The sequence below is a fragment of the Kaistella gelatinilytica genome, assembly GCF_015679325.1.
Lineage (GTDB): Bacteria > Bacteroidota > Bacteroidia > Flavobacteriales > Weeksellaceae > Kaistella > Kaistella gelatinilytica.
On the sequence record NZ_JADPVI010000002.1, the window covers coordinates 529,038 to 541,915 of the forward strand.

The 12,878-nt window shown below is 35.9% G+C and carries 6 protein-coding genes; 5 read left to right on the plus strand and 1 reads right to left on the minus strand.

The window, feature by feature from the left end; genetic code table 11:
* Nucleotides 1-177 precede the first annotated feature (177 nt).
* From IV494_RS09560 to IV494_RS09575, 4 genes are all read left to right on the plus strand, one after another.
* On the plus strand, nucleotides 178-1,785 hold the full coding sequence (locus IV494_RS09560) for a CTP synthase (protein WP_196079920.1): 1,608 nt from the start codon (nucleotides 178-180) through the stop codon (nucleotides 1,783-1,785).
* A gap of 165 nt (nucleotides 1,786-1,950) precedes the next feature.
* Nucleotides 1,951-3,759: a membrane protein insertase YidC gene (yidC, locus tag IV494_RS09565; protein ID WP_196079921.1), complete on the plus strand. Its 1,809-nt coding sequence runs from the start codon at nucleotides 1,951-1,953 to the stop codon at nucleotides 3,757-3,759.
* 526 nt (nucleotides 3,760-4,285) lie between these two features.
* Nucleotides 4,286-7,288: a SusC/RagA family TonB-linked outer membrane protein gene (locus IV494_RS09570; protein WP_196079922.1), complete on the plus strand. Its 3,003-nt coding sequence runs from the start codon at nucleotides 4,286-4,288 to the stop codon at nucleotides 7,286-7,288.
* Between the two features lie 11 nt (nucleotides 7,289-7,299).
* Nucleotides 7,300-8,922: a SusD/RagB family nutrient-binding outer membrane lipoprotein gene (locus IV494_RS09575; protein WP_196079923.1), complete on the plus strand. Its 1,623-nt coding sequence runs from the start codon at nucleotides 7,300-7,302 to the stop codon at nucleotides 8,920-8,922.
* A gap of 177 nt (nucleotides 8,923-9,099) precedes the next feature.
* Here the strand turns inward: IV494_RS09575 and IV494_RS09580 are convergent, their stop codons facing one another.
* On the minus strand, nucleotides 9,100-9,696 hold the full coding sequence (locus tag IV494_RS09580; protein ID WP_196079924.1) for a ribonuclease HII: 597 nt from the start codon (nucleotides 9,694-9,696) through the stop codon (nucleotides 9,100-9,102).
* Nucleotides 9,697-9,818: 122 nt separating this feature from the next.
* Between IV494_RS09580 and IV494_RS09585 the strand changes: the two genes are divergently transcribed.
* Complete coding sequence (locus IV494_RS09585; RefSeq protein WP_196079925.1) at nucleotides 9,819-12,866, plus strand: SusC/RagA family TonB-linked outer membrane protein; 3,048 nt, start codon at nucleotides 9,819-9,821, stop codon at nucleotides 12,864-12,866.
* Nucleotides 12,867-12,878 lie beyond the last annotated feature (12 nt).

Genomic DNA, 12,878 nt, shown 5'->3' on the forward strand with positions numbered 1-12,878 from the left:
TTTTAATTCTTTACTTTTTGGCAAAAATCTCTAGCCCCGATCGAAACGGCATCCTTTTATGAAGCTTTAGCGGAATAAAAGATATAGTGGAGAGCGGGAAATAGCTCCTAAAAATATTAGTTCGCCTTTATTTGCGCCGTCTTTCAAAATCCATTAACTTTGCACAAACCTAAACTAATGAGTAAAAAGAACACGAAATACATCTTCGTAACCGGTGGTGTAACTTCTTCTTTAGGCAAAGGAATTGTCTCAGCTTCACTTGGCTTACTGCTAAAATCGAGAGGATTTAATGTCACCATCCAAAAACTTGACCCTTACATTAATATTGATCCGGGAACGCTAAATCCTTACGAACACGGCGAATGCTATGTGACTGATGATGGCGCAGAAACCGATCTGGATCTGGGGCATTACGAAAGATTTCTGGATTCTAAAACTTCCCAAAATAATAATGTAACGACCGGTAAAATTTACCAAACAGTTATTGATAAAGAAAGAAAAGGTGATTTCTTAGGAAAAACCGTGCAGGTTATTCCACACATTACGAATGAAATTAAGCGCCGCATAAAAATGCTGGCCAAACAAAACTACGACATCATCATCACCGAAATTGGTGGAACGGTTGGCGATATTGAATCTCTTCCTTATATAGAGAGCGTAAGACAACTGAAATGGGAACTGGGTGAGCATAATTCAATGGTGATTCACCTGACTTTGCTGCCTTATCTGGCTTCGAGTGGTGAATTGAAAACCAAACCTTCACAACATTCTGTTCGGCAGCTGATGGAATCTGGGATTCAAGCTGATGTTTTGGTTTGTAGAACAGAACATATTATTCCTAAAGAGCAGCGTAATAAATTAGCGCAGTTCTGTAACGTAGCTTTGGAGAACGTAATTGAATGTAAAGATTTGGAAACGATCTATGAAGTTCCTCTCTATCTTCAGAAACAGGATTTCGATGATGTGGTTTTAAAAACATTAAATCTAAAATCTGAAAAGCAAGCAGATCTAAAAGACTGGAAAAGCTTCCTTAAAAAATATAAAAATCCGAAACGATCTGTGGAGATCGCTTTGGTTGGAAAATATGTTTCCTTGCAGGATTCTTACAAATCGATCGCTGAATCTTTTATTCATGCAGGTGCAGATCTGGAAACTGAAGTTAAAATTCGCTGGATCTACAGCGGAGAACTGGATGAAAGTAATATTGAAGAAACATTTGCGGGTATCGACGGAATTTTAATCGCGCCAGGTTTTGGAGATCGTGGGATTGAAGGAAAAATCTCCGCCGCCAAATATGCGAGGGAAAACAATATTCCTCTTTTGGGGATTTGTCTGGGAATGCAGATCATGACCATTGAATTCGCGAGAAATGTGCTGGGTTACAAAAAAGCCAACTCGATGGAATTTGATACTTCAACGCCTGAACCGGTGATTTCTTTAATGGAAGATCAGAAAAATGTGGTCGATAAAGGAGGAACGATGAGATTAGGAGCCTGGAAGTGTTCTTTGAAAACCGGCTCAAAACTGAATGAAATATACGGAACTAAAAATATTTCAGAAAGACACCGTCACCGTTATGAATTCAATTCTGAATTTAAAGATGAATTCGAAAAAAACGGTTTGGTTCCAACTGGTTTTAATCCGGAAACTGAACTGGTGGAAACTTTAGAATTAAAAGATCATCCTTTTTATATAGGAGTACAGTATCACCCCGAATATAAAAGTACAGTAGCGTCGCCGCATCCTTTATTTAAGGCATTTATAAAGGCCTGTACCAAAAAATAAAAGAAAGAGATAAAAGACAAATTGTTTTTTATCTCTTTTGTTTTTAAATGACCTTCCAAAAAATTCTTCATTGCCAAAAATTTCAGTATTTTTGCCACCTAAAATTAAAAGGCAGAGAAATACATTATTTCCGAACCTCTCAATTTAAATTTCAAATAAATTAAAATGCAGCAAAATAACGGTTTAGATAAAAACCAACTCATCAGTTTCGCCCTTTTTTCGATGATTCTGATTGGAGCAATGTTTTATTTTCAAAACAAACAAGCAAAGGATCAGCAGTTGAAAGATGCTCAAAATAAAACAGCTGTTACTCAAAAAGCTCCGGTTAATAATGCAAAACCTGCTATTGTTACCAATTTGAACGATAGTGTAAAAACAGCATCTATTCAGCAGATTGAATTGAAAAACAAGGAATTGACTTTGGCAATCTCTACGTTGGGCGGTCAAATTTCTACCGTTCAGTTGAATGAATACAAAGCTTACAACAAAAAAACAGATGTTAACGACAAACCGCTTTTGATCTTTGATAAAAATAATTCCAGTTATGGTTTTCAATTCAAAGACAAATCCGGAAAATTTTTTAACACGAAGGATTTAGTTTTCAGTCCAGTACAAAACGGAAATTCTGTCACCATGCAGACTACTGTTAATGGCGCTACCATTCAGTTTATCTATACGTTGCTCGATAAATATATTGTTGATTTTAATGTAAAAACGCAGGGTTTAAGTCAACTGGTTTCAGATCAGAAAGCAGATTTCATCTGGAATTATAATGTTCGCGGCATGGAAAAAGGGCGTTCTCAGGAACAAACCCATACCGAATTCAATTACACCTTTAATGATTACAAGAGTTTTGATTACGATGGAAGGACCACAATGGAAGAACCAAAGGAAAATCTTAACTGGCTGGCTGTAAAACAACAGTTCTTCTCCGCAGTCATTGAACCTCAAAAAGGTTTTAAAAATTCAAAAGGTTCACAGGAAATGATTGAAGAAGGTGAATTTTTGAAAAAATTTAATTTTAATGGTCAGGTCGATCTGGCTAATAATGAGTTGAACGAAGATTTCAAATGGTATTTTATGCCTTTGGATTTACCAATGCTTAAATCGTATGACAAGAATTTTGATGAATTGCTTCCATTAGGTTGGTCATTTATCGGAACTTTGAACAGATGGTTTTTTATCCCGATGTACAATTTGATCACAAGTTGGGGATTAGCCGCAGGTTGGGTCATTTTCTTAATGACGATTATCGTAAAAATAATTTTATCACCGGTAATGTTCAAACAGCACAAATTGAGTGCGATGATGAAGGTCATTCGTCCTGAAATTGATGCGGTGAACGAAAAAAATAAAGGTGCAGATGCCATGAAAAAACAGCAGGAAACAATGGCTGTTTATCGAAAGGCCGGCGTAAATCAAATGGCGGGTTGTTTGCCGGGATTAATTCAGGTGCCGATTTTCTACGCATTATTCCGCTTCTTCCCGAATATGATCGATCTGCGGGGGAAAAGTTTTTGGTTTGCGAAAGATTTGACCGCTTATGATGACGTGATCAAGTTGCCTTTTCATATTCCATTTTTGCAGGATCACTTAAGTATATTCGCTATTGCGTGTACCGTAGTTATTCTTATATATACAATTATGACGGCAGGAAACATGCAGCAACCAACGCAGGAAGGAATGCCGAACATGAAAGTGTTGATGTATATCTTCCCGGTCACTTTCTTGTTCTTCCTGAATACTTCAGCGTCGGGACTTTCATGGTACTATTTCGTATCGAATGCGATCAATATCCTCATCATCTTAGTCATTAAATACTGGATTCTGGATGAGAAGAAAATACACGCTCAGATTCAGCAGAATAAAACCAAAGGACCAAAACCAGAGGGTAAATTCCAGAAGAGAATGCGTGAAATGATGGAAAAAGCTCAGGAACAGCAAAAAGTTCAAAACACTGGCAAAAAGAAATAAGTTATACCTTATATATCATAGAAAAAAACGGAAGAAAATATTCTTCCGTTTTTTTATTTTTTTTGGGGTTCAGAATTGAAAAATTGACAGAAAAATTAATATAATATAAAATAGCTTGATAAATTATGAATTTTACACTTTGAATAAATAGCGGAAAGAACAGCAAGCATTACCCTTATCAACTTAACTTTTTTCGTCAATAAATCTATTTAACATAAAGATTTTAAAATTCAGTTCAAAAGGTTAATTTTTTAGATCATTTAACAAAAATTTGGTTAATTTTTTTTTGAATGTTCCCAATCTATTATTTATAAAGCTGTATCATTTACCATTTAAATTATGACAAAATATTGCCTATTTTAAGAGAAAATGTTGATTTTCAGCATATATGAAATTTGCTACACTTTATAATTATTTATACGCTCTATTAGAAATATTATAACTTTTTTGTGAATTTGTTAAGAAAAAATTTGGTCAAATTAATAAAAGATTGCATTTTTGCGCTAATGAAAAAATTTAATATAATATGAAGAAATTAACGACAAGCGTTTTAGCAGTAGTTTTAACTTCGTCATTTGCCATGGTAAGTGCACAAAGAGTTAAAGATACCATCAAAACGCAGAACATCGGTGAGGTTATAATTACTGGTGCTCTCGGAATTAAGAAAAAATCTGATGCGATTACAAACGCTCAACAAATTGTAGGAACTAAAGAGTTGAATCAAGGTTCGGCTCCAGGAGTTACGCAAGCACTTCAAGGTAAAGTATCTGGATTACAGATTTCGAATACGAACAGTGCTGTAGATCCATCTTATAAAATTATTTTGAGAGGATCGAAATCTATTACAGGTAATAACCAGGCTTTGGTTGTTATTGACAACGTTATTTCCGATGCAGCGATCTTAAACGCTCTTCCACCTGAGATTATTGAAAACGTGAACGTTATTAAAGGTCTTCAAGGAGCAGCTTTATATGGTTCACAAGGGGTGAACGGTGTAATTTTAGTAAATACTAAAAGAGGAACGAAATCTGAAAAAATTCAGTTTAATTTGACTTCTTCTGTAGAAGTGAGTCAAGGATTCAAATTCCCTATTATCCAAACTAGATACGGAAAAGGAGTTCAGGATAATTCATACAGTGATGATGATTTCGGAGGGACTAATTACGTGCCATGGGAAAATACATCTTGGGGACCTGCATACAATGGACCACTTGGTGGACAGTATGTTCCAGCTGGATTACCACAAGATGGAGGCGGATTCATTTACGAAAAATATGCGCCGGTTAAGGACCACTTTGCTAAATTCTTCACGAATGGAGTAAGTTTTCAAAATGGATTGAGTGTGAATGTTGGTGGACCAGATTCATACGCGTTCATGTCGATCAATAGATTAGAAAATAACTTCGTTGTAGAAGGAGATCAGTTAAAGCAAAACAGCTTCTTGTTCAAAGCTGGTAAAAAACTTGGTAAATTAAGAGTTGATGGTCAGTTCAACTTCCTTAGTAGAGTTGTAGACAAAACAGATTCTGGTTTGTACGATGATCTATTACAAATGCCAAGTACTAATGATATCAGAAAGTACAGAAATTCAGGTATCCCAGGATATTTGACTGCTTACTCAACAAATCCTTACTGGACTATAGAACACGCTCGATTTAATTCTACAAAAGAATATTTGAGTGGTCTATTATCTGTAGAGTATGAATTTAACAAAAACATTAGTTTATCTTATACAGGTAACCTTAGCTTAAACAAGGTAGAGCAGAATAATCATAATGATGGTTCAACAGGTATCATCAAATATTCTAATACAGGCGTACCTTTCCTTGACGCTAACACTCTTAATGCATTCGGTTCACCAGACGTTACTGCTTATTTTTATAACAGAACGTACAATGACAGAAAGTACTACGGTGATTTAATGTTGAATTTCAATTATGACCTAACGTCTGATATTAACATGAAATTAAATTTAGGTAATAACATACAGGACAGCCAGTCTACTGCTAGAACATTTGGAGGAAGCGGATTGTATGTTCCAGGATGGTACAACTATAACAACGTTTCAAATCCTGCTCTATACGCAGATACGACCGTGAAAGAAGATGGTGGCACAATGGATAACTACACTGTCAATAACAGATTGATTGCAGGATATGCGAATTTAGATTTAGCATATAAAGATTATTTGTTTGTTAACGGAACATTTAGATACGAAAAAAGTTCTCAACTAAGTTTTAATGACCAAAACGGTAAGGCTTCAACTAAACCTTACCCATATTACTCTGCTGGTATTTCTTTTGTACCTACAAAGGCTTTCGATTTAAGCAATACTTTTATCAATTATTTAAAAATTGCTCCTAGTTATACGAGAGTTGGAAATGTGAGTGGTGCTACAACGTACGCTCTTAATGCAACAGGTACTATCCCAACAGGATATCCGGCAAACATTCCTTCTTACATTTTAAATACTGCGTTTACAAATCCAGATATCAGACCTGAATACGTAAATACTGCAGATTTAAATGTAATTGCTGGATTCTTTAAAGACAGAATTACGATCGACGCATCAATTTATCAGTCTACAACGGAAGATTTGATCAGTAACATCGTACCTTCAAGTGCATCTGGACTAACAGCGTACCGAGATAATATCGGAAAATCGCAAATGAAAGGTTATGAGGTTAACGTAGGATTAGTTCCAATTAAAACTCAAGATTTCACTTGGAATCTAAATGGATTCTACTCTTCTTCTAAAACAAAATTAGTTGAATTAAATTCAGGAGCAGAGCGAGTAGCTCTTCTTACTTACACTACCCCATCAATCGGTATTGCCGGTGTTGTAGGAGAAGATTTTTACTCCATCGTAGGTACTTCTTACAGAAGAGATCCTAACGGTAATATTGTAGTAAACGCTAGTGGTGTACCATTGCAAAATTCTGGAACTTCTATCTTAGGAAGTGTAAACCCAGATTATACAATTGGTATCAACACTGCTTTCAAATACAAAGGATTAACTCTTTCTGCAGTAGCAGAATACAGAAAAGGAGGTAAATTTGTTTCATTCACCAAAAGATTGCTTGCGTTTACGGGAGGTTTAGAAGAAACTGCTGATCAAGACAGATCTGGCGGATATATCGTTCCTAACTCAGTACAGTTTATTAATGGGAATTATGTAGCGAATACAACTGCAGCTTACTCGCCGGATTATGGTGGAGTTACAACATTCTGGACTGGTTCTGCATTTAGAAATGTTGGAGAGAATTTAGTGGTAGACGCAACCTTCTTTAAAGTTAGAGAAATTGCTTTATCTTATGATTTACCAAAATCTGTTCTAAGCTCTACTTTCCTTAATAATATTTCAGTGAGTCTTTATGCTAGAAATCCTATTGCAATTTATGCGAAGAGCAATAGAAACTTTGGAGATCCTGAATCATCTACTACTTCAGGAAATGGTGGTGGTATTGCTGATACGAGCCAATATCCTACAACAAGAACTTTTGGTTTCAAAATAAATGCAAACTTTTAATATATAAAATAATGAAAAACAAAATATTTGTACTCGCACTGGCAAGTTTATTAGGAACTGTGTCGTGCAACGATTACTTAGATGTTAATCAAAATCCCGACCGAATTGCGGTTACCGATCTAACTCCTGAATTCATTTTCCCTGGTGCTGTAACTAACACTTATTATGTACAGGCAAGAAGACTTACACAGTTCGCAGGTTTAGAAATGAACAGTATTGCCGGAAACTCTTACTCTTATGGAACTCCATTCGTAGATGAATACTCTCCGAACATTACTACTGCATTTTATGCTGATGTATGGGATCAAACTTACAGAAATATGTCAAATTTCCAGTTGATCATTAATTTTAATGATGCAAATGGTAAATATGCAGCAACAAAAGCAATTTCTAAGGTGATGAAAGCATATTACATGCAAAACATCACAGATCTTTGGGGCGATGCTCCTTACTCTGAAGCATTTAATAGTGCGATCTTAACTCCTAAATATGACAAAGGAGAAGATATTTATAAAGCTTCTATCGCAGATCTAGAAAGTGCAGTTCAAACTTTGACCACCACTACTAACACTTTAGCAAACTATGATGTAGTCTTTAATGGTGATAAAGCTAAGTGGATTGCATTTGCGAACACTCTTAAGTTAAGATATTTAGTGAGAATGTCTAACGTAACAGGCGAACTTGCAACATACAGAGATCAAAAATTGGCAACTTTGGCAACTGCATCATTTATTGCAAATGATGTAACTGTAAACCCAGGTTACAATTCAAGTGCTGATACAAAGCAAAATCCTTTCTTCAATTATAACGTGTATACAAGTTCTGGTTCAAGACCTCAGAATTATACATTGGTTATTCCTTCAGAACACATCGCGATCGCTTTGAATGGAAATAATGTGAATGATACAAGAGACGTATATCAGAAATTTAATGGTATTGTTGATGGAAGAAGAGGTAGAATGTTTACCTTAGTTACCCCACTTACAACTTCCCCTGCATCTGCACCAAAAGCAGTTGAAGGTGTTAGACAAGGTGCTACACCAGGTCAGCCAGGAGCAGCTTCAGGTAGAAATACTTCAAGATTAGGTGAAGGCCTTACCATTGGAGCACAAACTATCACAGCAACAGATGGCCCAGGTATCAAATCTGAAACAATTCAGAAAGGATCAGCTAAATCAGGAGTTTTGATGACGAAAGCTGAGGCCGAATTTTTGTTAGCAGAAGCAGCAGTTAGATATCCTGCAGCATTTAGTAATGCGCAAGGTCACTTCAACACTGCCGTAACAGCTTCATACGCTTCTTTAGGAGCAACTGGTGCAGCGGCTTATTTAACACAGATCGCAGCAGTTCCAAAATTAGGGATCACTGTTGGAACTACTTCAAATATGATCGAAGCGATTATGACTCAAAAATGGATCGCTTTAACTGGAATTAATCCAGAGCAGTCTTACTTTGATTATACAAGAACTGGATTCCCTATTACTCCACTTCCAACTATTGCAATCAAAACAGTAAAACCAAATAGATTAGTATATCCAAACTCGGAATACCAGTCTAACGTACTCAATGTTCCGAAAATGACAGGTGAAGACGTATTTACTAAAAATCAATTTACTCCTTTCTGGGCTAGATAGATTTTAAAAGTACTATAAGAAAAACCACTCTTCGGAGTGGTTTTTTTTTGCTTTCAGTTTATTTACAAATGAGTATTTATTTGTAGCGAAAGTTTTAAATGATAACAAACTTAACGTTGAAGAACTTTAAAATACCTTCTATAAATTTGATTTAAATCTTTTTCCTTAATATTTCCATTAATCCATCTTTTCAGAATAATCTAATCGAAAAGATCGACGGTGATGAATGGTAGGCCCATATTTCATCAAAGCCTCCCGATGGTGTTTTGTTGCATAACCCATATTTTTGTTCCATCCGTATTCAGGAAATTCTTCGTGTAAATTGATCATCAATTGATCTCTGTAATTTTTGGCTAAAATAGAGGCGCAGGCAATCGCGAGAATTTTTTCATCACCTTTAATAATACACTCATGTGGCACCATTTGGTATTGATGAAACCGATTTCCGTCGACCAGGATCAATTCTGGGCGAATTTTTAGCAGATCCAGCGCAGAATGCATAGCGTAAATACTAGCATTTAAGATGTTATGTTCATCAATGAAAGACGGAGAATGCTCTGCAATTGCAAATTCTTTAACATTATTCTTAATATAAATGTCTAACGCTAAGCGGGTTTTAAATGTTAATTTTTTAGAATCATTAACCAAATTTTGCTTAAATTTTTTATCAATAATAACAGCCGCAGCAACTACTGGTCCACACAAACAACCTCGGCCTACTTCATCACAACCAGCTTCTACATTATAGCTTGACCATTTTTTGATTAATTTCATTTTAGCAAAAATTTCCCAATAAATTAATATATTATTTGCAAAATTAAGAAATAATTAACATTTACCTTGTTTATATTAAGAAAGTTTTGCACTTTTGTCTCACTGAAAAAATTTAAATTGATATGAAAAAACTAACAACAACTGTTTTAGCAGTAGTTTTGACCTCATCATTTGCTTTGGTAAATGCGCAAAAGAGAGACACTGCTAGAACACAGGATATTGAAGGAGTAGTAGTAACTGCCCTTGGTATCAAAAGAGAGAAAAAAGCTTTAGGCTATGCGACTCAAAGTGTAAGCGCTGAGGACATTACTAAAAGCCCTTCTGCCAACTTTACCAGTAATTTATCTGGAAAGGTCTCTGGTCTAAGCATTAAATCCAGTGGAAACGTGGGTGGGTCAGTTGACGTAACTTTACGGGGCTACCGATCTATTACTGGAAGTAACCAGCCATTATTTGTGGTTGACGGTACTCCAATGCTAAACAGTTCAACTTCTGTATCAAGTACAGCTCTTAATGTTGACACCGGAAATACAATTTCGGATATTAATCCAGATGACATTGCCGAAATTAACGTATTGAAAGGTGCTGCGGCAACTGCTCTTTACGGTTCTAGAGCTTCGAATGGAGCAATTATTATTACTACTAAGAGAGGTAAAGCTACTGGTAGAATTGGTATTGATTTCAGTTCTTCTATTTCAGTCTCTAATATTAACAAAGAAACCTTCCCAACTTATCAGAAAACATACGGACAAGGTTACGGATATAAATACGGCCCAACTAAAAAGTCACAGTTTGAACTTTACAACGGTGCCCCTTTAGCTCCGATGTATGAAGATGCTTCTTATGGAGCAGCTTTTGATCCAAATCTACTCGTATGGCAATACACCTCATTTATTCCCGGCTCTAAAAACTTCGGAAATCCTTCTCCTTGGATTGCAGGTAAAAATGATCCTTCAAGTTTATTCGAAACGGGAGTGATGTATAATAACTCTTTTGCTATATCAAATAGTAATGATGTTTCATCTTTCAGGTTATCATACCAAAATACTTACGGAAATGATATTCTGCCAAATACCAATTTAAACAAAAACAGTTTAACAGGAAATGCGTCTTATAAAATTACAAGTAACCTTACCGCTAATCTATATGCAACTTATGTAACCCAAAATACTACAGGTAAAAACCCTACTGGGTACCACGGTATTACAGGGAATTTTAGACAATGGTGGGCAACAAACGTAGATTTGCAGGATCAGCAAGATCTTTATTTCATGTCTAAGAAAAACTTTTCCTGGAATATTAAATCACCAACCCAAATTGCACCTTTATACTGGGATAATCCTTACTTCAGACTTTATGAAAATTACATCACAGATTCCCGTCAGAGATTTGCAGGAAACTTTAGTTTGAGTTATGATGTTACCAATAAAATCAACATTTTGGCGAGAGCAACGCATGATGGTTTTTCTTACTTTATAGATGAGAGAAGAGCGGTAGGATCATTACCAGATACAATGTCCATAGGACCAGCGATTGGTAGCCAACCTTCAGGATATGCAGTAGTTAACCAAAAAAGAAACGAAGATAACTACGACTTAATTGGTACTTACAAAGATAACTTCTTCAACAATAACGTAAACTTCTACGGTATTTTAGGATCTAACGTTAACGTTCAAAATTTCTACTCCAACTCACAAAGTACACAAGGAGGTTTATTCATCCCGGGAGTGTACTCTGTAACAAATACCTTAGCTACGGCTCCTTCACCTACGGTTAGAGATACTACTAAAAAAGTGTACGGTATTTTCGCGCAGGCTAATTTCGGTATTTTAAACACTTATTATATTGACGGTACCGTTCGTAGAGATGAATCATCTTCACTTCCAGCCGAGAATAGAGCTTACTGGTATTATTCAGCATCTTTAAGTGCAGTAATTTCAAACTGGCAGTTTTTGAAGGATATTAATTCTTTATCTTTTGCAAAATTAAGAGGTTCATATGCAGAGGTAGGTAATGATACTGCACCGGATCAAATTTTGAATCAATATGGAGTAACTACCGCTTTCGGCACCTCTTCCTTCTTCTATAATACCACAGCAAAATTCGCAGGTTTACGTCCAGAAAGAACAAAATCTTACGAAGCCGGAGCGACTCTGCAATTTTTCAAAAACAGAATTGGGATAGATTTCGCTTGGTATAAAAATGATACTTTTGATCAACTTCTGGCTTTACCTGTATCTTACACCACTGGTGTTGCGGCGAAATTTCAAAATGTTGGTAACATAAGTTCACGAGGTCTTGAACTTACCGTAAATCTTGTTCCTATTAAAACAACTGATTTTACTTGGGGAATGGATGTTAACTGGTCTAATCCAAGATCAAAAGTTACTAAATTATCTGAGGGAGTTGAAAATATTTCCATAGGAAGTTTCCAGGGAGGTGTTACCATTAACGCTTCATTAAATGATGATTATGGAACGATTAAAGGAACAGATTTCGTCTACGATCCAAGCGGAAATCCGATTGTTGATGGTAATCCTGCAAGTTCAAGCTACGGTAAATATTTAAAAACAAACACAAACGCTGTTATTGGAAACATGCAGGCAGATTGGTTTGGAAGTGTAGTAAACAAATTCTCTTACAAAAATGTCTCTTTATCATTCCAGATCGACTGGAAACAAGGTGGTGATATTTTCTCTCTAGATCAATATTATGGACAGGATACAGGTCTCTACCCAGAAACTGTATTTACCAACGATTTAGGAAACCCAGTTCGTAATACATTAGCAAACGGTGGAGGTTTAATCTTACCCGGTGTGAAAACAAACGGATCAGGTGGATATTCTCCAAATGATGTACGTCTTGACGCTGCAAGTACAGGAGCTTTCGGATACGAAGCTTATCCTGCAAAACAATTTGTATATGATGCAACCTATATTAAACTTAGAGAAGTAGCGATCACTTATGCGATCCCACAAAAATTCTTAGATGCAACTTTCGTTAAAGGAGCCTCAGTAAGTTTAGTAGGAAACAATTTGTGGATTATAAAAAAGTATCTTCCATATGCAGATCCTGAATCAGGTTTAAGTGCTGGAAACGTACAAGGTTATCAATCCGCAGTTCTTCCAACTACAAGAACTATCTCATTCAATGTTAAACTTAATTTCTAATTAGAGTATCAT